Annotated in this window: 20 protein-coding genes and 1 pseudogene; 9 read left to right on the plus strand and 12 right to left on the minus strand. The window is 41.6% G+C overall.

Annotated elements, in window-relative coordinates:
• The first annotated feature begins 87 nt into the window (after nucleotides 1-87).
• Nucleotides 88-1410, plus strand: coding sequence for a Fic family protein (locus NDQ71_RS15125; RefSeq protein ID WP_301561788.1), 1323 nt, complete (start codon nucleotides 88-90; stop codon nucleotides 1408-1410).
• 210 nt (nucleotides 1411-1620) lie between these two features.
• On the opposite strand, the gene NDQ71_RS15130 is transcribed toward NDQ71_RS15125, so the two are convergent.
• The 4 genes from NDQ71_RS15130 to gpmM are packed head-to-tail and all read right to left on the minus strand — an operon-like array spanning nucleotide 1621 to nucleotide 6420.
• Entirely contained in the window at nucleotides 1621-2385 is a 765-nt protein-coding gene (locus NDQ71_RS15130; RefSeq protein WP_301561789.1) for a divergent polysaccharide deacetylase family protein, read from the minus strand.
• A gap of 40 nt (nucleotides 2386-2425) precedes the next feature.
• The gene (locus NDQ71_RS15135) at nucleotides 2426-3697 is read right to left on the minus strand and encodes a S41 family peptidase (protein ID WP_301561790.1); all 1272 of its coding nucleotides are present in this window, start codon (nucleotides 3695-3697) and stop codon (nucleotides 2426-2428) included.
• A gap of 35 nt (nucleotides 3698-3732) precedes the next feature.
• Nucleotides 3733-4872: a murein hydrolase activator EnvC gene (locus NDQ71_RS15140; protein ID WP_301561791.1), complete on the minus strand. Its 1140-nt coding sequence runs from the start codon at nucleotides 4870-4872 to the stop codon at nucleotides 3733-3735.
• Between the two features lie 3 nt (nucleotides 4873-4875).
• A complete protein-coding gene (gpmM, locus tag NDQ71_RS15145) occupies nucleotides 4876-6420 on the minus strand; it encodes a 2,3-bisphosphoglycerate-independent phosphoglycerate mutase (RefSeq protein ID WP_301561792.1) in 1545 nt (514 codons plus the stop codon).
• A 200-nt stretch (nucleotides 6421-6620) separates the two neighbouring features.
• Between gpmM and NDQ71_RS15150 the strand changes: the two genes are divergently transcribed.
• The 4 genes from NDQ71_RS15150 to gpsA are packed head-to-tail and all read left to right on the plus strand — an operon-like array spanning nucleotide 6621 to nucleotide 8879.
• Nucleotides 6621-7052, plus strand: coding sequence for a rhodanese-like domain-containing protein (locus NDQ71_RS15150; protein ID WP_064665456.1), 432 nt, complete (start codon nucleotides 6621-6623; stop codon nucleotides 7050-7052).
• 31 nt (nucleotides 7053-7083) lie between these two features.
• Nucleotides 7084-7341, plus strand: a complete 258-nt coding sequence (grxC, locus tag NDQ71_RS15155) for a glutaredoxin 3 (RefSeq protein ID WP_064665457.1) — start codon at nucleotides 7084-7086, stop codon at nucleotides 7339-7341.
• 38 nt (nucleotides 7342-7379) lie between these two features.
• A complete protein-coding gene (gene secB, locus NDQ71_RS15160) occupies nucleotides 7380-7868 on the plus strand; it encodes a protein-export chaperone SecB (protein ID WP_064665458.1) in 489 nt (162 codons plus the stop codon).
• 3 nt (nucleotides 7869-7871) lie between these two features.
• Nucleotides 7872-8879 (plus strand): NAD(P)H-dependent glycerol-3-phosphate dehydrogenase, encoded by a 1008-nt coding sequence (gene gpsA, locus NDQ71_RS15165; protein WP_283709384.1) that lies wholly within the window; start codon nucleotides 7872-7874, stop codon nucleotides 8877-8879.
• A 61-nt stretch (nucleotides 8880-8940) separates the two neighbouring features.
• On the opposite strand, the gene NDQ71_RS15170 is transcribed toward gpsA, so the two are convergent.
• Nucleotides 8941-12705, minus strand: coding sequence for a bifunctional diguanylate cyclase/phosphodiesterase (locus NDQ71_RS15170; RefSeq protein ID WP_301561793.1), 3765 nt, complete (start codon nucleotides 12703-12705; stop codon nucleotides 8941-8943).
• Nucleotides 12706-12923: 218 nt separating this feature from the next.
• A complete protein-coding gene (gene trmL / locus NDQ71_RS15175; RefSeq protein ID WP_283709381.1) occupies nucleotides 12924-13388 on the minus strand; it encodes a tRNA (uridine(34)/cytosine(34)/5-carboxymethylaminomethyluridine(34)-2'-O)-methyltransferase TrmL in 465 nt (154 codons plus the stop codon).
• A gap of 109 nt (nucleotides 13389-13497) precedes the next feature.
• Here trmL and NDQ71_RS15180 point away from each other — a divergent pair, with 109 nt between their 5' ends.
• Nucleotides 13498-14409 carry a cation diffusion facilitator family transporter gene (locus NDQ71_RS15180; RefSeq protein ID WP_084448039.1) on the plus strand — a complete coding sequence of 304 codons (912 nt, stop codon included), beginning with the start codon at nucleotides 13498-13500 and terminating at the stop codon, nucleotides 14407-14409.
• Here the strand turns inward: NDQ71_RS15180 and NDQ71_RS15185 are convergent.
• The 3 genes from NDQ71_RS15185 to NDQ71_RS15195 are packed head-to-tail and all read right to left on the minus strand — an operon-like array spanning nucleotide 14385 to nucleotide 17417.
• Complete coding sequence (locus NDQ71_RS15185) at nucleotides 14385-15326, minus strand: alpha/beta fold hydrolase (RefSeq protein WP_301562676.1); 942 nt, start codon at nucleotides 15324-15326, stop codon at nucleotides 14385-14387. The genes NDQ71_RS15180 and NDQ71_RS15185 overlap by 25 nt on opposite strands.
• Before the next feature lie 11 nt (nucleotides 15327-15337).
• Nucleotides 15338-16750, minus strand: a complete 1413-nt coding sequence (locus NDQ71_RS15190; protein WP_192542837.1) for an ATP-binding protein — start codon at nucleotides 16748-16750, stop codon at nucleotides 15338-15340.
• Nucleotides 16728-17417, minus strand: coding sequence for a response regulator (locus tag NDQ71_RS15195; protein ID WP_064665463.1), 690 nt, complete (start codon nucleotides 17415-17417; stop codon nucleotides 16728-16730). Before NDQ71_RS15195 ends, NDQ71_RS15190 begins: the two co-directional genes overlap by 23 nt.
• 169 nt (nucleotides 17418-17586) lie before the next feature.
• On the opposite strand from NDQ71_RS15195, the gene NDQ71_RS15200 reads away from it, so the two are divergent.
• Nucleotides 17587-18123 carry a Spy/CpxP family protein refolding chaperone gene (locus tag NDQ71_RS15200; RefSeq protein ID WP_064665464.1) on the plus strand — a complete coding sequence of 179 codons (537 nt, stop codon included), beginning with the start codon at nucleotides 17587-17589 and terminating at the stop codon, nucleotides 18121-18123.
• A 400-nt stretch (nucleotides 18124-18523) separates the two neighbouring features.
• Nucleotides 18524-18781, plus strand: a pseudogene (locus NDQ71_RS15205) (helix-turn-helix domain-containing protein); the annotation flags it as partial.
• Between the two features lie 32 nt (nucleotides 18782-18813).
• Here the strand turns inward: NDQ71_RS15205 and NDQ71_RS15210 are convergent.
• From NDQ71_RS15210 to NDQ71_RS15220, 3 genes are read right to left on the minus strand one after another with little or no spacing between them, the layout of a single operon-like run.
• Complete coding sequence (locus NDQ71_RS15210; protein ID WP_301561794.1) at nucleotides 18814-20001, minus strand: VWA domain-containing protein; 1188 nt, start codon at nucleotides 19999-20001, stop codon at nucleotides 18814-18816.
• A 1-nt stretch (nucleotide 20002) separates the two neighbouring features.
• The gene (locus tag NDQ71_RS15215; protein ID WP_192542880.1) at nucleotides 20003-20851 is read right to left on the minus strand and encodes a MoxR family ATPase; all 849 of its coding nucleotides are present in this window, start codon (nucleotides 20849-20851) and stop codon (nucleotides 20003-20005) included.
• Nucleotides 20852-20903: 52 nt separating this feature from the next.
• The gene (locus NDQ71_RS15220) at nucleotides 20904-21143 is read right to left on the minus strand and encodes a DUF1653 domain-containing protein (protein ID WP_301561795.1); all 240 of its coding nucleotides are present in this window, start codon (nucleotides 21141-21143) and stop codon (nucleotides 20904-20906) included.
• Nucleotides 21144-21203: 60 nt separating this feature from the next.
• On the opposite strand from NDQ71_RS15220, the gene NDQ71_RS15225 reads away from it, so the two are divergent.
• Nucleotides 21204-21686: a DUF2947 domain-containing protein gene (locus tag NDQ71_RS15225; RefSeq protein WP_064665468.1), complete on the plus strand. Its 483-nt coding sequence runs from the start codon at nucleotides 21204-21206 to the stop codon at nucleotides 21684-21686.
• The last annotated feature ends 74 nt before the right edge of the window (nucleotides 21687-21760 follow it).

The raw sequence follows: 21760 nt of genomic DNA on the forward strand, positions 1-21760 counted from the left end.
ATCACTCTCCATATGATTCATAAAATATGGACTTTTAAATCATAATTCGATATAAAGTGATTTATAACTATCAAAGGTTTAAATCAGATGTATCATTGGCAACAAAAAAATTGGCCTAAATTTGAATATGATGTGACACGCTTTGAGGCAAGTGTCAGCGAGTATTCAAAAAAAGCCTACAGCATTGAAGGGGCATTATCGCAAATACCGTCAAATGACCATAACGATGCATTTGTCCACTTACTGGTGGAAGAAGCATTAAGCACCAGTGCCATTGAAGGTGAAAAACTTAACCGTGAAGAGGTGCGCTCATCGGTTGCTCGTTTCCTGGGGTTAAAAGAGCCAGAGCGTGGTGGTTACTTCCCTAAAGAAAAAGGCATTGCGGCGATGCTTGTTGATGTGCGTAAAAACATTAAAAGCGCTATGTCTAAAACCTTGCTTTGTCATTGGCACACGCAGCTGTTACACGGCAGTGAAGATTATTATGTAAATCCTATTACTAAAGGTGATTATCGAGACTCGCCTATTGATGTAATAAGAGAAGACTTATACGGCGACAGTGAAATCATCTACAAAGCACCCGGTAATAATCGTACAGAGGTTGAACATGAAATGGATGCTTTTATACAGTGGTATAACAACGCCAATTGTTCAGGTCCTATAAAAGCAGCTGTTGCTCATTTATGGTTTGTCGCTATTCATCCGTTTCAAGATGGTAATGGCCGTGTTGGAAGAGCCATAGCTGAGCATGCGTTATTTCAAGATTTTTCGAGACCCCCGCTTTTTAGTATGTCGAGCATGATTAATACTAATCGAATGCAATACTATCAAAAGCTTAGAAATACTAATACTGGCTTACAAATTAATGAGTGGATAGCGTGGTTTGTTGAGCTGGTTAGAGCTTCGCAAGATAAATCGCTTGAGTCCGTTGAATTTGTATTGCAAAAATCAAAATTTTGGGCTGAATATGGAGAGGTCAAACTCAACCAACGCCAAGAGAAGGTGATGAAAAAAATCTTCACAGTAGGCGCTGACGGCTTTGTGCGTGATGGTTTAACTAATGAAAAATATCGAGCTATTACCGGGGCGCCACCAGCAACCGCAACGAGGGATTTAAAATCATTAGTTGATAATGGCTTACTTTACCCGTCAGGTGAAGGTAAACGTGGTTTACGTTACTTTGTGAACTTCCCGCAAGAGAAAAACCTATTTGCTGACAAAGAAGATGTTTCTCTAGTTAATGATGTTAGCCTAATTAAGATCTTGAAGAAAATAGAACGTAATATTGAATATTTTCGTGGTGAAAAAAATTCAGGTTTAACAAAGCTTATTGATGAATATAAGGCTTTATCAATAGATGATAAAGTAGCGGAGCAGAAGTTAGAAAAGCTTTTAGCACGAAACAGGTAAATATAGTTTTAAATCGGCAATTCATTGCCAGATTTGATTCAACTCTAGAAATCAAATCTGCGTTTTACTCTAAGCCGCCACACAATTTTATTATTACATCGTTGGGTTTCGTTGCTCTCAACCACAACCTTCGGTAGTTAATTTAACGACGGACTATTCTGTTTTCCTAGAACCTAGAACCTCGCTCCTTTTCCCTTGTAACTTTAAAGCTTACCTCGCACTCACTCCTTTACTTTCTGCCTGCGCGAGTTGTATATATTTACGCTCTACCAGCTGCGATAGCGGCACCAGTTCAAAGCCTTGTTGTTCAAGCTCTGGTAGCTTGCGCTGTAAAAATTCGATAGTTTCAGGATAAGGGTGGGCAATCGCGATGGCGAAGTTGTAACGCTCGGCTTTATATTTTAGTTCGTTGAGGCGAAATTGCAGTTGCTGTTCGTTAATGATGTTGTCTAAAAATACATGGCGGCCAACATTTTCTACACCATATAAATTAGCGACGTTTTGCGCTTGGCTTAGGCCGGTAGTGCGGCTATCTAAAAAGTACAGGTTGCGCTTTTTTAGCACTTCCATGGTCCATTTCATAGGCTGGCTTTCTTGGGTTAGTGCTGAGCCCATGTGGTTATTCACGCCTTTAACTTGTGGCAGTGTGGCAAGGGCGTTACCGAGTGTATGCTGTAATTGTTCCTTACTCATATCGCTGGTGAGTGCGCCGGGGCCAAGTGCTTTGCTGTTATCCAGTGCTTGCATGGGAATATGTAACAATAATTCTTTATCTGATTGACTGGCCAAGCGAGCAAAAATTTGTGAATAAGGGGTATGAGGCAAAATCGAGAACGATATTTTACCTGGTAAATTTAAGGTTTCGAGGTCGCGTTGATGATTACCAATATCGTCAATCACTATGGCTATTTGTTTACCTGCTGCAACAGCGGGCAAGCTGCAAATAGCCAATAATAGCCAAGCTAGTTTTTTCACGTTTATAATTTTTATTATCTTTTTTTAAGAGCTACAACGTTTATTTCATCGTTAATAGCTGCTGCGCCTTTAATAACAGAGGATCGCTTGCGGCTGAATTTTGCCATAACGGATCGTCGCTTCCTTGTTCATTTTTTATTATAACTACTTTATCTATTTGTGAAAGGGTTGATTGATTAATCGCCACGTCGGGGGTTACGCCAATGCCATCAATTGATTGCCCTGATGGGGTAAAGTATTTTGCAGTGGTTAGCTTTAGGGCTGTATTACCATTACCAAGTGGGATCAGCGACTGTACAGAGCCTTTACCAAATGACTGGCTACCGATTAACGTTGCACGGTGGTTGTCTTTTAATGCGGCAGCTAAAATTTCTGCTGCTGAGGCCGAGTTTTCATTGATCAACACCACAATAGGGGCGCCATTTAAAATATCCCCTTTTTTAGCGCGATAATGTTGGTTCGCATCATAAAAGCGCCCTTTGGTGGTCACTATAGTGCCACTTTGTAAGAACAGATCAGAGACCGCTACCGCACTTTGTAATGTGCCGCCTGGGTTATCGCGTAGATCAATTACTAATCCTGTTAGTGCTGCGCCATAATTACTTTGTAATATGGTTATGTGTCGTGCTACATCATGTAAAGTGTGGTTGCTAAAGCTATTAATCGCTAAATAGCCAATGCCAAAACCAGACAGAGAGCTTGTCACGCTTTCTAGGTTAATTTCAGAACGAGTAATTTCAAAATCAAGTGTCTGTGTTGGGTTAGTGCGTTCGATCGTTAAGGTGACTGCTACGGTGTCGCTGCTTTTTATCATTTGTGCAACTTGGTTGATGTCTTTATTCACTACCGCTTGCTGATTGATGGCGAGCACAATATCATCTTTTTGTATACCGGCCTGAGCGGCTGGGGAGTTTTTAATGGTGTTGATAATAACTATTTTTTTATCTTGCAGTTTTACTTCTATACCAAGCCCAGTATAGCGACCGTTAGTGCTACTAAATAACGCTTCTAGTTCTTGCTCATCAAGGTATTTAGAATAGGGGTCTAGCTGCGCTAGCAAGGCTTCAAATTGTTGGTTGTTTTCGAAACTTTGTTGCAGTGCTAAATCTTCCACATAATAGGCGTGGATATTAAAGAGGATTTCATTTTTTTGCTGGCTTTTTAAATCGCCGACGGTTGTAAGCGCAAAGCTATTAAAACTCAGGCACAAAAAAAGGCTAGCTAACAATAAATAACTGAATAAATAACTGATATAAGCGCGCGTTAAAGCATAATGCTGTAACTGCTGTATTTTTAATTGTGTATGTGGCATCAGCTGCTCCCAGTGGGGTGCAGCTGTTTAATCACTTAAATGCGTCTGCACCATTTTACAGGATTTACTGCGCGTCCTTTGTGGCGTATTTCAAAGTATAGACCAGAATTTGCTTGTCCGCCGCTTTGTCCAACTAAAGCGATTATATCGCCTTGACGCACCATATCGCCCACGTCTTTTAACAGGGTTTGGGTATGACCGTATAAACTCATAAAGCCGTCACCATGATCAAGTACAATCACCCAACCATAGCCTTTTAACCAATCAGCAAAGACCACTTGGCCATTGTGAACACTTTGTACGTTACTGCCTTCTCGTGCGCCGATTAATACGCCTTTCCAGTCAATGCCGCCGTGTTTTCGCTGTCCGAAGCTGTGTTCTATTTTGCCTTTTGTTGGCCAGTCTAACTTTCCTTTACTGCTTGCTAAGCCGAGTAGTTCAACCTTTTGCGTTTTCTCTTTTTCAAGTTCTTGCAGGGTTGTGACTAAGGTTTTTTCATTCTCTTTTAGGTAATCAATAGAGTTTTTAGTTGAGCTAAGTTTGGTTTTTAGCTCACTAATATTTGCTTTACGTTGCTGCTGTGCAGCTATTAGTGCTTGCTGGCGATTGGCTTGCTCTTTATGTAGGGCAACTAAATGAAGCTTGGTTTTTTCAAGTTCAGCTTGCACCGCTTCGATTTCTAGCAGTAATGCTTTTAATTCTTCAATTTGTTCAATACGTGCTTTGTTAAGGTAATTGTAATAGCTTAATGTTCGCTCAACTTGTGCAGTATTTTCTTGATTCAACAGCATTTTTGAATAGTCATGCCCACCGGACATGTAAGCACTTTTTATTTGTGCGGCAAGGGCTTGTTGTTGCTCTTGGCGTTCTTTTTCAAGCTTATCGGCTTGTTGCTGTTGCTGCTGTTGTTGTTTTTCGGTATCGCGAATTGACTGCTCTGCAATATTCAGTGCTTTGGCGTTTTTCGCAATATCAAGTTCATGCTGCTTAAGGCTTTTTTGTGATTTAGCGATGTCTTTACGTTGAGCTGCCAATTCGGCTTGGCTTTGCTTTAACGCACTTTGAATTTCACTGAGGTCTTTTTTAGTACGGTCTTCATTAGCGACAGCCGAAGCTGCCACCAATGAAGACATAATTAACGTACTAACAACTAAATGTTTAACGCATCTACGCATAGTTTATTTCAAAGTCATGATCGGTGTGCCGGTCATTTCGCTTGGTTGTTCCATACCCATTAGGTGTAGCATGGTAGGTGCAACGTCGCTTAAGGCTTTACCTTCACTTGGCGTTGCATCACGACCAACATAAATAAATGGTACAGGTTCGCTGGTGTGAGCCGTATGCGCTTGGCCAGTCGCAGGATTAGCCATTTGCTCGGCATTACCATGATCCGCTGTAATTAATGCTTCACCGCCAAATTCTTGTAAGGCAGCAACAACACGACCAATACAATGATCAACCGCTTCACAGGCTTTTACTGCGGCTTCAAATACGCCTGAGTGGCCAACCATATCGCCATTAGGGTAGTTACAAATAATTGCGTCGTACTTGCCGCTTTTTATAGCTTCAACAAGTTTATCGGTGAGCATTTCTGAGTTCATTTCAGGCTGTAGGTCGTATGTAGCCACTTGTGGTGATGGGATCAACTCGCGCGTTTCACCTTCAAATTCATCTTCACGGCCGCCGCTGAAGAAAAACGTCACGTGTGCGTATTTTTCGGTTTCAGAAATACGTAGTTGTGTTTTATTGTGTTTTTCAAACCATTCGCCTAAAACATTAGTTAAAGGGACGGTGGCGAAAGCGGCTGGAGCGTCGATGTCTGCGGCGTATTCGGTCAACATAACAAAAGCACTTAATGTTGGTGCTTTCTTTTTAGCAAAGCCGTCGAAGTCTTTATCAACAAATGCGCGGGTCATTTCACGGGCACGGTCGGCTCTAAAGTTTAAGAAAATAACGGTGTCGCCATCATTAATTTGTACCGGCTCTTGGTCTGGTGCCGCGATTGTGGTGGCTGCAACGAATTCATCGTTTTCATCACGTTCATAAGCGCCAGCTAATGCATCGACTGCGTTAGTATAATTATGTTGTGCAATACCACTTACCATTAGATCATAGGCTTGTTCAACACGGTTCCAGCGATTATCGCGGTCCATTGCATAGTAACGACCAATGATTGAAGCAAGACGACCACAATTTAATTTACTGAACAGGGCTTCAACACGTTCAATCGACGCCTTTGCACTGCGAGGTGGGGTATCTCGGCCATCTAAGAAGGCATGAAAGTACACTTCTTTTGCGCCGCGAGCTGCTGCTAATTCGATTGCAGCTAGAATATGATCTTCATGGCTGTGTACGCCGCCTGGGCTTAGTAAACCCATTAAGTGAACAGCTTTACCGGCATTAACTGCTTTATCTATGTTTTCAACTAACACTGGGTTATGGTCAAACTCACCATCGTCTATTGCTTTAGTGATACGGGTAAAGTCTTGATAAACCACACGACCTGCGCCTAGATTGACGTGGCCAACTTCTGAGTTACCCATTTGCCCATCAGGAAGGCCAACATCTAAACCCGAGCCAGAAATTAGGGTATGCGGGCGAGTTGCCCAAAGTTCATCTAAAACAGGGGTATTAGCCGCTAAAATTGCATTACTTTGTGCATCTTCACGGTATCCCCAACCATCTAAAATCATTAATACGAGAGGTTTTTTATGTTGTGTCATTTTGGTTCCTGAAAATTAGCTCCTGTTGCAGCTAAGCATACCGTGTTTTGTAGTTATGATCAGCAATCAAAGCTGCATATTAAAATATTTCACTCTCTGGTAATTTCTAATCAAGCACGTATACTTGCGTGGCTAGGGCATTGCCCTTACGTTTAACCCCAGCGCTAAAGGCGCGGGACAATTTTCATAGTGGAAGACGCATGGATCAATATATTGAATTTGTCGGTAATCATCCGATATTAAGTTTAGCGTGGGTTGCTTTGGTTGCACTCATTGTCGGCGGTTGGTTTAAAAGTAAGTTTTCAGCAATTCGTCAAATAAACCCGCAACAACTAACGTTATTAATTAACCGTGAAGACGGTCTTGTTGTAGATATACGTGCCCAAAAAGAATTTAATAATGGCCGTATTGCAGGCGCAGAGCACCTTAGCCCTGAAAAAGCCAAACAATCTGACTTTTCAAGCCTTGAAAAGTCTAAGAGTAAACCCATTATATTGGTATGCACCACAGGCATGACTGCTTCTGGTATCGCAACTGCCATGCATAAAGCTGGTTTTGAATCAGTGTATGTATTGTCTGGCGGAATGGGGGCATGGCAAAGTGCCGGTCTACCAACGACAACAGGTCGCTAATTAACTTAGTTAGGCCGCTAGAGGAATTGTTATGAGTAATGTTGTTCTTTACACCAAAGCGTATTGTCCTTTTTGCCAACGAGCATTGGCATTGCTAACCAGTAAAGGTGTGCAATTTAAGAATATAGATATCGGTGTACAGCCTGAACTTCGCGATGAAATGATCGCCAAAGCAGGTGGCGCGAGCACAGTACCGCAAATCTTTATTAATGATGAGCATATTGGCGGTTGTGACGACATGATGGCGATTGAAGCCCAAGGCAAGCTTGACGCAAAGTTAAACGCTTAAACATTTATTATAAAAACGATTAAAAGTTAGGAATTATCATGAACGAAGAAAATCAGAACGTAGCAGCACAACAAGAAACTGGCGCACAATTTACTATTCAACGTATTTATACAAAAGACGTGTCTTTTGAAACGCCGAATTCACCTGCTATTTTCCAAAAAGAATGGACACCAGAAGTTAAGCTTGACCTTGATACACGTTCAAACAAATTAGACGAAGGTGTGTTTGAAGTTGTTTTAGCATTGACAGTAACAGCGTCAATCGGTGAAGAAACTGCATTCTTATGTGAAATTCAACAAGCGGGTATTTTCACTATCGCTGAAATTGAAGAAGTACAACTTGCACATATGCTAGGCGCATTCTGCCCTAACGTGTTATTCCCATATGCACGTGAAGCGGTATCTAACTTAGTTAACCGTGGTACGTTCCCACAGCTTAACCTTGCACCTGTAAACTTTGACGCGTTATTCGCGCAATACATGCAGCAACGTGCAGCGCAAGCTGAACAGGCAACTGCAGACGCATAATCGATGAATACAGCCAATTCAGCTGTTACAGTATTAGGGGCGGGGTCTTATGGCACCGCCCTTGCTATTTGTTTAGCCCGAAACGGTCACCAAGTGACACTTTGGGGGCGCAATAGCGATGACGTTGCCACGCTTGCAGCTGAGCGGAAAAATCAACGTTACCTACCAGACGTCACTTTCCCTGACACTTTACATCTTGAAGCCGACTTACATACTGCAGTAACTGCAAGCCAGGTTATTTTGGTCGTGGTACCGAGTCATGCATTTGGCGATACATTACAGCAAATTAAGCCTTCATTACTTGATGGTGCGCAAGTGGCGTGGGCGACTAAAGGCTTAGAACCAGATACGGGCAGATTACTGCAAGAAGTTGCCCAGCAAGAACTCGGTGATGACGTGCCATTGGCTGTGGTTTCGGGTCCTACCTTCGCCAAAGAAATGGCAATGGGTTTACCTACGGCTATTTCTGTATCATCAACATCAACCGCTTTTGCAAAACAGCTTGCCGATCTACTGCATTGCGGCCGTTCATTTCGGGTTTATAACAATAATGATTTTATTGGGATACAGCTCGGTGGTGCGGTGAAAAACGTAATCGCGATTGGTGCAGGTATGTCTGATGGCTTTGGTTTTGGTGCTAATGCTAGAACAGCGTTGATCACCCGTGGTTTAGCTGAGTTGTGTCGTTTAGGTTGTGCTCTGGGCGCGAAATCTGAAACCTTTATGGGCATGGCTGGTCTTGGCGACTTGATACTCACCTGTACAGACAATCAGTCTCGTAACCGTCGCTTTGGTTTAGCCCTTGGCAAAGGTGAAGGGGTTGAACGGGCGATTGAATCAATTGGTCAAGTGGTAGAAGGTTACCGCAACACCAAAGAGGTTTATTTACTTGCACAACGCACTGGCATTGAAATGCCGATCACCGAGCAAATCTATCAGGTACTTTATGAAAATAAAGACGTGAAAGAAGCGGCGATGGCGTTATTAGGTCGCGAGCAAAAGTCAGAGTAACCTTTGTACTCAGTATCGTTGTCAGCGTTGTGTCACTCATTACGCTGGCAACAACTAAAGTTTAGTCATTGCCCAAGCTAGATTGTTTTTTCTGGTTATTTTCTTCAATAAAAGTTGCGACTTTATCAGCATGAAGCGGGCGGCTATAATAATAACCTTGCATGGTATTACAACCCATTACATGCAGCATGTAAGCCTGCTCTTTCGTTTCAACGCCTTCTGCAACCACATCTATTTTTAAGTATTTCGCTAAGCGGATAATCGTTGCGGTAATATTTCGGTCCTGCTCACTATCAATGATGTCTTTAATAAAAGAGCGATCTATTTTTAATGTATCGATAGGAAAACGCTTTAAATAACCAAGTGATGAATGGCCTGTGCCAAAGTCATCTAACGCAATGGTAAAACCAAGTGCTTTTAAGCGGCTCATTTGCTGCTGGGCAAATTCGGGGTTATCCATCATAGCACTTTCAGTGATTTCCAGCTCTACACAGCGCGCTGGTACATCATAGTCGGTTAAACATTCGGTGAGCGTTTCTATTAAACTATTTTGCTGAAAGTGCAGGGCAGAAATATTAATTGCCACTTTGCCAAAACTAACCCGTTCATTTCGCCATAATTCGAGCTGTTTAAATAACTGCTTCATTAACAGTAGTGTGAGAGGAATGATGGCGCCATTTTGCTCCGCCAGAGGAATAAATTCAGCGGGTCTAATAATACTGCCATCAGCTTGCGGCCATCGTACTAATGCCTCAAACCCATGAATCTGATTTTTATCTGCGTTATATTTTACTTGGTAAAATAATTCGAAGTCTTGGTTTTCGATAGCCCTAAACAGTGCACTTTCTTTACTGAGTTCATTCGAATCTATGGTGTGCTTAGACTTATCAAAAAACTGGTAGTTGTTATGACCCATTTTCTTTGCGTGGTTAAGTGCACTGTTGGCGCTGCGCATCAATGCTTCGCTGCTGTAGCCGTTTTCTGGGTAAACTGCTATGCCACAACAGGCTGAAATAAAGCTCTCTATGCCATCAAGCATAAACGGTGTTTGAAACTGTTTTAGGATATTGTCGGCAAGCTTTTTAGCGAAAAAGATGGTCATTCCTGAATATAAATAAGGCGGCACCAGCACTGCAAATTCATCGCCGCCTAAGCGGGCGAGTGTATAGCCAGAATCAAGGTTGCGAGACAGCCTACCAGCCACTTCTTTTAGTAATTCATCACCAATAGCATGGCCAAGAGATTCATTGATTTTATTGAAGTTATCTAAATCGATAAAAAGAATCAGTAAGTCAGGGAAGTTGTTATTGCAGCTTTTAATTGCTTTATTAACGGATTCAATAAAAATAGTCCGGTTAGACAGCCCAGTAACAGCATCTCGGGTGGTCAGTTTTAACATGGCACGTTCATTGTTTTTGCGTGCGGTTACGTCTGAAAATAAACCAATATAATGCGCACTACTGTTGCGCAAGTTAGGCGTTTTTACTTTGGTGATCGACAGATCTAATGCATAAGGTTGACCGTCTTTTCGTAAATTCCAAATTTCCCCAGACCAATAGCCATCGGTTTCCAAATCATTATGGATGAGGCTTTCTAGTTTTTTATCGCGACCATTTACAGTTAACGCTTTAGGTTTTTTACCTACAACATCAGCTAAAGTGAATCCACAAATTGTTGTAAATGCTTGGTTTATATTTGTTATTTGAAAATGCTCATTGGCAATCCAAATCGCATCTTTTGATTGCGCCATGAGTGCGTTAGCTAAATTGTGCTTAGCCGCACTTTTTAATTTATAAATAATTAGCAGCAGTAACAGCATAAACACAACGGTTAAAATCAAATAGTTGAACCAGTTGGGAAAGCTAAATGCAGTGTGTTTAATCATTACGACTAACGGCTCGCTACTTACTTGGTTAAGGTTTTTAACTTCGAGGTAAATATTGTTTTTATTACTCGCCAGTGACAACATAGATTGCGAACTTGGTAGCGGCAGCCAAAGCCCATTAGGATCGAGCCGATAAGACAGCCGCATCGGTAAATCACTATTACTGCTGAACCATACAGAGATGCCTTGCAGTGGTTGTTGCGCATTCACGGCATTGGTTGCTAAGTGGTAATAGTGTTGGTCACTTTCTTGGTAATGCAAGGTTAGATGACTGACTGAAAATAAATTATTTTGAGGTATTACTTGCGTGGGGTGTACTTCTAATAGCGTACTGCTGTTATCTGCAAACAGCATTATTTTGTCACGGTAGCTTACGGTAAATTGTGCTTCAGGCAATTGCTCGTGGCGAATTGAATCATCAATATTTGCGGCCATACTGTGGGTGGCATTTTCAACCCATATATTTGCACTTGGCTTGTAGAGTTTGATTGCTTGTGAGTCGATTATCCATAGTGCATTTAGCGGGGCTCTATAAATGGCTGAAGTGTCAAACATACTGACTTTATTAAAATGTATGCTTGTTGTTTGTGCAAACGTTTCAGGTGTTTGCCATAAACCATTAGTAGTCGCAAGCCACAACCTCGATGAATGACGTTGATAATAAATATCTCTGATCTCACCAATAGGCTCAGCTTGCAGTGCTAATACTGTGACTTGTTGCTTGTTAATGTAATACAACTGCTGACCATCACTTGCTAGATACTGCTCATCACTGAGATTTGTAAAAGTGTTAATGTTGCTAATTGACAGTGTGAAATTTTGTTGTTGGGTTGCAAAATCATAATTGATTAATTGTGTTTTGCTCGCTACCCATAAAGTTGTGGGAGCTGTGAAATGCAGTGTGCTTATTGGTTCTTGCAGCAATAAATCAAACGTTTGGTTACGGGCACTGTATAAATACAATCCGCCAGCGGTGGTTACCGCCCACTTATCATCGCGTAAATAATTAATATTGAGTACTTTTTTATCCTCAGTATAACTATTTATTTGCGCCAGCATTTTAAAGTATTGCTGTATTCTGGGGGCAGGGCTATTGGTGATTGGCGTTGCAATAATTTGCATTGCAGGAAGCTTTAACCAACTTTTAGTGGTCGTTTGCAACCATAATTGCTCATTATTTTGTTTCATCGATAAAAAACGAGCTGGGGAATTATAAAATAAAGGCTTACTGTTTTTGGTTGTTAAATCATATTTATAAGCTTGATTATTATATAAGTAATAAAGTTGTTCTTGAAAGAAGTTTAGTTGTTGAATATTAGTGTGGTCGAGCTTTATTGGTGTTAATGAGGGGGTGTTATTGAATAGATAGTGTTGCTTATTACTGGTGGTGATCAGCAGTGCTGTTGATGTTTGGCTTGGGCTTAGTTGGCTAATCTCTGTCGGGGCTGTGATCTGGGATATAATCGTATTACTGGCAATATCAAAGCGACTCGCTAAATCACTGCCTGAATGCAGCCATAGGCTGTTATTAAAACCTAATTTAAGCTCGACGATTTGCTCAGAAAAAGCGAATACAGAATGCAACTTTTCGTCTTTTATTGTGTAAATTTGCCCTAAGTGTAGAAAATAAAAACCGTGAACAGTGCTAAATATTTGTTGCCTTAACGGGGTATCAGTTAGTTTAATTAGCTGATTGTTTATTAAATTTATTAAGCTTAAGCCTTGCTCAGTATTAATTAATAACCACGATTTATAGGTGGCCACCTGTAAAATTTCACGCGTTGCAAATAACGAAAAGGGTGGTGTTTTGCTACTAAAAAGGTGCGCTGAATCGTAGTTAAATAAGCCTTTCTCCGTTGCGAGCCAATACGCGTTACTCGGGCTTTGAGCAAAGTCATTAATCGCGGGTATAGAAAGCTCGTTGGCGTTTAATTCAGCCACACTCGCGTTTACATTAACAATAAATAACAGGCTGATAAGGCAGCATGTTTTAAGCATAAACCGCATTGCAATCCATTGAATAAGTTTAAAAAGAACGTATTTAGAGTAGTGCAGGAATAGATAAAATGCGAATCGGTGAAAGTGAAATTTATTGTATTGCGGGTAACTGAACTTACAGGCTTAAGCGCCTAACGATTTAGGCGCTTTATTTGTGTGCTTTACTGGGCGTTAGGAAAGCCTAATTGCCGCCATGATTCATAAACAAACACTGCCACTGCATTGGATAAGTTCATGCTTCTACTGTTAGCTTGCATTGGAATACGCACGCGTTGTTCATTCGGTAGTGATTGAATTAAATCATCTGGTAGGCCACGAGTTTCAGGGCCAAATACTAAACAATCACCTGCTTCATAACTTGCTTGATGATGGAATTGGCTGCCCTTAGTGGTACACGCGTAGACTTTTTTAGGCTGACACTTTTCCAGGTATGCTGCAAACGAGGCATGGCGTTGCACATGGCTAAATTCATGGTAATCAAGGCCTGCTCTTTTTACGCGCTTATCATCCCACTCAAAGCCCAACGGTTCGATTAGGTGCAAGGCGAAACCTGTATTTGCGCACAAACGAATAATATTGCCTGTGTTAGGAGGAATTTCAGGTTGGTATAAAACGATATCAAGCATAACGAGCCTTATTGGTGATCTACATTTTGACGTTCGAGAGTATACACGAAATAAATAAAAAAAATGATATACTCATTTTAATCAAACAGTTTAAAACATAGGCAACAGCGTGCATCAGCGTAGTTATGAATTTTGGGTGAAAACCGCCAGTATTGTTACCATGGTAATGGTGAGCTTGATGATTGCGGCTAAATGTTGGGCATGGCTTGCGTCTGGCTCTGCATCAATGCTTGGCTCACTCACCGACTCGTTGATGGATATTACCGCCTCAGCAATGAGCTTTATGGTGCTAGGGTATGCACTGCGCCCCGCGGATGACGATCACCGCTTTGGCCATGGTAAAGCTGAAGCGTTAGCGGGGTTAGGGCAAGCTGCCTTTATTGCCGGCTCTGGTTGTTTATTAGCGTTTCATGGCATTGAACGAATATTTAATCCGGTGGTATTAAATCATTCTATGCTGGGTGTATGGGTGAGTATTTTTGCCATTGCTTGTACGCTGGTGGTGGTTTATGTACAAACCAAAGTGATAAAGCATACCGAGTCTATCGCGATTAAAGCTGACTCAGTACATTATAAAGGTGACTTAATTTTAAATGCTGCCGTGTTAGTTGCCATATTACTAGCCCAAAATGGCATGCTTTACGCGGATCCTATTTTTGCAATTGGCGTGGCTGGTTATTTACTTTATAACAGCTGGGACATAGCTAGACAAAGCGCCGATCATCTAATGGACAAAGAGCTTCCAGATGAAGAAAAAGCCAGCATCGTATTAATTGCCAACAGTCATAAGGATGTTTTTGGTGTCCATGATGTGCGTACGCGACAAGGCGGTAAAGTTAAGTTTATTCAAATGCATTTAGAGCTTGAAGACCAACTACCTTTGATCCGTGCTCATTACGTTGCTGATGAAGTTGTAGCAATGATCCAACAAGAGTTTAATTGCGAAATGGATATTTTGATCCACCAAGATCCCATGTCACTGAGTCAAACAAGTGCTCAACTCAGTGAATCACAAAACTGATAAAAACGGCTAAGTACAGCTTGGCGAATGGAGTCTTGTTCAAACAACAGCTCGTGTTTTGCACCAGCAAAAGCCTGTAAAACTGCATTGTTTTGGCGATGTACCAGCTCAACTTGGGCTTGGTTATCAACAACAGTATCGTTTTCAGCACTGGCGATAAAAAGTGGAATAGCCAGCTGTTGGTCTAGCTTATCAATAAATTGAAACACGGTGTGCAACCAACCATAAGTCACACCACCAAGTTGTAACACGCTATCGCTGCGATAAATCTCTCTAAATAGTTTATAGCGGTACTCACTATTGGTGAGACTGTTGATAGAAAATTCCTCAGCCAAATAATTTTTTTGACCAAAAGCGTAGCATTGCTTGCCGCCAAGTTTACAGGCGAGCCAAGCCACAAATCTAGCCAGTGGTTTGGGAATGCCTTTTGTGTGAATATCAAACATAGGGGCAGATAAAAATACGCCACTGTAGTTATGCTCAAACCGAGTTAAAAAATCAAACGCAATTGCACCACCCATTGAATGGCCGAGTATTATTTTTTTACCTTGAAAGTGCTTGCAGACTATTTGCTGATCAAATAAAGCGAAATCGTCAGCATAATCACTAAATTTATTTACATACCCTTTATGGCGGTTGGCTAACGCGCGATAGGAGCGGCCTTGCCCTTGGTGATCAATAATAAAAACCGCATAGTTGTTTTGCTGTAACTCCCAAATGAGTTCTTGGTATTTGTCTAACCCTTCAATCCGCCCTGAACAAATTACCACAGCGGCTTTAGCCTGCTCAGGAACAACATATGCGTAATGTAACTTGCCGTTATCCGTTGTGAGTTGATCTTTGTACACGCTGTGTTTAAAAAACGTTGATATCTCAGGTTGTTGGGCAAGTAAGTTTTGCTCTGTACTGTAAAACATGGTGTCCATTATTATTGTTGACCCAATGGCAGTGCAATACGCACGCACAGCCCGTTGGGTTGACTATTATGCAGTGTTAAACTGCCAGCATGCGCGGCAATAGCATTTTTAGCAATCGCTAAACCAAGCCCGGTACCGCCACTGGTTCTATCTCGTGCATCAGATTGACGAAAAAACGGCTCGCATAGCTTAGTTAAATTTTGTGGTTCAACACCCGGGCCATCATCGCTGATCTCTATATAAATTGCATCGCTTAAACTCAGCGACAAGGTAATTGTATGTGCCGCATATTTTATTGCATTGCGTAATACATTTTCTAGCGCACTGGCAATTAAACTCTCATCACAACGAATATCAATATTAAGCTGACCTTCTACAAGCAATTGCTTATTAGTTTGCTTAGCCTCAAATTGGGCATCATTTAACACATGATCTATGATCACCTGCAAAGACTGCTGATGCAATGATAGGGTTTGGCTGTTTGCTTCCAAGCGAGATACTTGCAGCACATCAGCTATCATTTTATCGAGCTGATTCGCTTCTTTTTCGATTCGTAATAAATAGGTTTGGTTAGCTTCTGGCGTTTGCATTTGCGCAAGGCCAGTAGCCATTTTTAAGCGCGTTAACGGGGAGCGTAATTCATGGGAAATGTCTGCTAGTAAACGTTTTTGTGCACTGATCAATTGCTCTAACTGAGTTGCCATACTATTAAAGTCACGGCCAAGTACGCCCAGTTCATCTTGTCGGTTTGGGTCAATGTCAGCACGCGCGGTTAAATCGCCATTAGCGAGTTTAACAGCCGCTTGTTTTAAGTGATTGATTGGCGCAATTAGGTTACGACTAAATATAAAACTTAATGTTAGCGATGCAAGTAGTGCTATCACTACTTTTAACCAAATCGGCATGAGTCTTAGTCGCACGAAAAATGGCGTTTGGTGATTTTCGTCGACTTCGTATAAGTAAAAGGTACCTTCAGGAAGGTCTATTTTAATTGGCCCGAATGCTTGGTAATACTCAGTAAAAATAATTTGCGGCGTCATATTTTTAGTGAAATTAATTAAACTTAAATCAATTTCATTGGGAGGCGTGCGGCTAGTTATTGAATGCTCAGGCTGATCTGAATTTAAATACAGCAGTTTGCGCTTTGCTAAACGCGGATGCATTAAAATATCTGCAACGGCTTTATTGTGCTTTACTACCGTACGCTCAATACCTTTTGCTGTGTATTGCAAATTTTTTAGCATTGGGCCATGTAAATCTTCATTGCTAACTTGATTAGTGGCAATATTACTTAGAAATACCAAGGCGGTTATCGTGCCTATCACCGTCAGCCAAAACCACACAAAAATTTTAAAAAATAAAAAGTGTTTCGGGTGCTTAAGCCAAGCAAAATGCGTTTTGCTATTCTCCTTGGATAAAGACATAGCCCGTTCCTCGCATGGTTTTAATTCGTTCGGCGCTATTAAATTCGGCAATTTTTTTACGAATATTACTAACATGCATATCAATAGAGCGATCAAAAGAAGCCAAGCGTCTGCCGAGCACCTCTTCACTTATTTGTTCTTTACTGACCACTTCACCCGCATGTTTAACTAATAAGGCCAATACTTCATATTCGGTACCTGTTAGGCTTAATGGGTGTTCATCAACCGATGCCTCGCGAGCGGCTAAATTAATAATGATATTATTAACGCTGAGCTTATTAGAGCTGTTGTTGGTTAAACTGGTAATATGCTCAATACGACGCGTAATGGCTTTAACCCGCGCCAGTAACTCCCGGTGGTTGAAAGGTTTTGGAATGTAGTCATCAGCCCCTAGTTCAAGGCCAAAAATACGGTCAAAGTCTTCACCTTTAGCAGTTAGCATAATCACCGGCGTTAACTTTTTTTGCCTAAGCTGTTTAAGCACTTCAAAGCCATCGAGCTTTGGTAGCATCACATCTAATAATATGAGTGCATAATCATGCTCAAGCGCTTGCTTTAAACCTTGCTCGCCATCGTGTACACATTCAATTTGAAACCCTTGCGCAGTTAAGTACTCAGAAAGTAACTCACATAAACCGGTATCATCATCAATCATTAATAGTTTCATTTACTCACCTTAACTACGCTGGAATAACTTCATTTTACGCCTTAACGGGCCTAAAAGTGAACCTTTACACAACCTTTACATTGCTTTGCGTTGCTTTGCACTTGGTTGGTTATAGTGAACATAACAACTGAACACACAGTAAGTTCGCAACCAACCAAAGGTAATTATTATGACTATTTCAAGTAAAGTTTCTAAACTAGTATTAATTTGTGGATTAGCGACAGCAACTTTAGGCACTGGCGCTGTAATGGCAAAAGAAGGCATGCAGCACAAACCAGCTCATTCTTTTGAACATAAACAAGCACGTTTTTTACTCTCTGAGCGCGGCGTTAAAAAATTAGATTTAACTGAGCAACAGCAAACCCAGTTAAAAAGCATTTTCGCTGAGCAAAAAGCCCAATTTAAAGCGCTTCGTGGTACTGACAAAGACGCGATGAAGCAAGCGCGTGCTGCACATAAAGCACAAATGCAAGCATTATTAGATATGCCAACCTTTGATGAAGCCGCAGCAAAAGAGTTATTAGCGCAGCGCCAAACCAAAGGCGAGCAATTTGGCTTAATTAACCTAAAAACTCAACATCAAGTATGGCAAGTATTAAATGCTGAACAACGTGAAAAGTACCAAGAAATTAAAAAGCACATGCGTAAAAAAGGTCACAAAAAAGGCGACAAAAAACACAGCCGTGACGAGCAAACAGCAGGCTAAGTAATTACCAAAATTACTAAAGCAAAAAAATGAAGCGCGGGAGAGATCCCGCGCTTTTTTGTATTCACTTCTAGCCATCCATGTAGCGAGTTTACCTCGTCGCCGGCTTTCGTCACTTAAAGATTTTTTTGCACAAGGAGAAGTGAATGAGCGTAAATGAGAAGAAAAATGCGCGGGCTTCGAGCGACGAATACAGCCTAGCACCTAGCCACTACCTCGGCCCTATTTTTACAATTACTTCTCTAAAAGCGCAGCGCCTCATAACCTCTTTGTGAAAAAATTTTAATTACGCGGGATAAACCCGCGCCTACGAATTGGTCGCAGGTTTTATATCGCGACATAGTGACGATAGATAGCAAGGTTGCTTGATAAGTGTACGTTAGTTACGTATATTTAAGCACATTCGCAAGGTAAGCTAACCTTACGCACTCATACTGTGAGTGACGCGAGTGATCTCGCCATTTCACCCGATGAAATAATCAATATTCGCGAAGCATTTAATATGTCGCGCGGGGTTTTTGCAAACTTATTACATACATCAGCAAGAACCCTGGAAAACTGGGAACAAGGGCGCAGCGCACCTAATGGTCAAGCTGTTACTTTATTAAAACTGGTACAGCGCCACCCTGAGACTTTGAATCATATAGCTGAGTTGTAGAGTTCGTTTTCCTAGCCCCTATAACCTAGCACCTATGTTAGCTCTTTAATCGCATTACTTATGCCATCCAAACTTAGCGGGTACATGCGGTTATCCATCAACTGCTTTATAAAATCAATTGATTGATAGTAACGCCAGTGTTCAACCGGTTGTGGGTTGAGCCACGCGACTTTATCAAAGTGATTGGTGATGCGATTAAGCCAAGCACTTCCCGGCTCTTCGTTGTAGTGTTCCACTGAGCCGCCGGCATAGGCAATTTCATACGGGCCCATAGTGGCGTCGCCAACAAAGATCACTTTATAGTCACTGGTGAACTTGTTGATCAGCGTCATGGTGTCGATGACGTTTGAGTGGCGGCGTTGGTTGTCTTGCCAAACATGCTCATATAAACAGTTATGAAAGTAGTAAAACTCTAAGTGTTTGAACTCGCTGTGAGCTGCGCTAAATAATTCTTCACAGGTGTGAATGTAATCATCCATTGAGCCGCCAATATCAAACAGCATTAATACTTTTACCGCGTTGTGGCGCTCTGGTGCCATTTTTACATCAAGCATGCCGCCTTGTTTGGCAGTAGCGCGAATGGTCTCGTTTAAGTCGAGGGTGTCACTGGCACCTGTGCGAGCAAACTTGCGCAGTTTTTTAAGGGCGAGTTTAATAGTGCGCGAGCCAATTTCTCGATCAGAGTCTAAGTTTTTATATTCGCGTTTATCCCATACTTTTACCGCTTGGCGATTGCGGTTGCCGTCTTGACCAATCCTTACGCCCTCAGGGTTATAGCCATACGCGCCAAATGGCGATGTACCACCTGTGCCCACCCATTTATTGCCGCCAGCGTGGCGTTTTTGTTGCTCTTCTAGGCGCTGTTTGAGGGTTTTCATTAACTCATCAAGGCCGCCCATAGCTTTAAGTTGGGCTTTTTCTTCATCAGATAGATGCTTTTCAAACTCTTTGCGTAGCCAATCATGAGGTAAGTCATGTTGTTGTTTTAGGCTCTCGAGTAAGTCGAGATCGGCAATGCCACTAAAGTAATCGGCAAAGGCTTTATCAAAACGGTCAAAATGGGTTTCGTCTTTTACCATGATAGTGCGGGCTAAATAGTAAAACCCGTCAACATCAGCAAAAACCGCACCTTGTTTTAGCGCGTTGATCAAATCAAGCAGCTCACGCAAACTGACAGGTAAACGGTATTCACGTAATTTGAAGAAAAACGCAATCAACATCTTAGCGGCGGCTCATAAAGGCAAGTTTTTCAATCAGGCTGATATCTTGCTCATTTTTTAAAAGCGCGCCAAACATTGGCATTAAACCGCCTTTTTGAGTTTTATCGTGCAGCGTTTTTGCATCGATGTCTTCAGCCATTAATAATTTAAGCCAATCGAGTAGTTCGCTGGTGGAAGGCTTTTTCTTAATGCCGTTTACTTCACGTAGGCCAAAAAATACTTCCAGCGCTTGGCGTACTAAATCTTGCTTAACGTGAGGGTGATGCACATCAATAATTTGCTGCATTTCATCGGTAGATGGAAAGTCAATATAATGGAAAAAACAACGGCGTAAGAATGCATCGGGCAATTCTTTTTCGTTATTAGAGGTGATGATCACAATAGGGCGCTGTTTGGCGACAATGCGCTCGCCGGTTTCATAAACATGAAACTCCATTTTATCAAGCTCTAATAGCAAGTCGTTCGGGAATTCGATATCGGCTTTATCAATTTCATCAATCAATAATACTGGGCGCTTATTATGCTCCTCGCCGTAGATAAATGCCTGCCAAAGCTTGCCTTTTACTATGTAGTTGCCAATATCATGCACGCGCTCATCACCCAATTGGCTGTCGCGCAAACGCGATACTGCATCGTATTCGTATAAGCCTTGCTGGGCTTTGGTGGTTGATTTGATATGCCATTGAATAAGCGTAGTATCTAAGCTTTTAGCCAGCTCCTCAGCCAGCATGGTTTTACCCGTACCAGGCTCGCCTTTAATTAATAATGGCTTTTCCAGCAATATCGCCGCATTCACCGCTTGTTTTAACGCTGAACTTGCGATGTAGTTATCTGTAGAATTAAATTGCACGTAAATACCTTATCTGGTCTGAGCAGTAAACAATATGACTATCATGCCATAGTTATTCAACCTCTCCAAGGTATGCAAAGCGAGGAATAATTTGGCCGTCTTTCTCGACGGTTTCGCTAAACATACTCAGTGGTCGTGCCCACATGCCAAACTCACCATATAAGGCTTGGTAAATCACCAATTGTTCTTCGGTTTCACTGTGGGTGGCAACATAAAGCACTTTGTATTTAGGCCCTTTGTAGTGTTGGTATATGCCTGATTTGAGGGTATGTGGTTTTATTGCTGTAGTCATGTTTTGATCTCTTGTATAATTTATCTTTGCACTTTTAATGCTAACTAATTTGCCAATACTATGAACTATATTTCGTTAGATGATTACAAAAAAGCGTGGGTTTTTCGCCATCAAGATGCGCCAGTAACAGACCAAGACCTTACTTTAATTAAACCTATGAGCCATGAGCGTGCCGCAGTTTTATGGAGCACTATGGTGAGCCGAGAGCATGATCACCCTGATTTTTTTGAAAAAACAGATTGGTGTGGCAATGACGACAATTTCTCGCAAACTATTACATGGGAAGCTGCCTGGGAAGAAGGTGCAGAGCAGTTGCCTACAGAGATTTTAGCTCATCTTGATTGGCAAGCTAACACTACGGTGTATTTTTGTATGGCTCGTGACAACATCATCGAAACCAGTTTTGATGTGTTTAAACGCAATTGGCAGAACTTTATGTTTTTAGCCGATGGCAGTTTGTTGCTTGGCAAAAAACGTAATGAAGTAGTGCAATTTTTAGCAACTGGCGATGCAAAATTAGGCACAAAGGCTGACGTTAAGTAACTTGAACGTTATTTAGGTAAATTGCAGAGCTTAAAAAGCAGTCAATACTGTGCTATAAAACAAGCAACTAGATG

It is taken from the genome of Pseudoalteromonas sp. KG3, assembly GCF_030436385.1.
GTDB lineage: Bacteria > Pseudomonadota > Gammaproteobacteria > Enterobacterales > Alteromonadaceae > Pseudoalteromonas > Pseudoalteromonas prydzensis.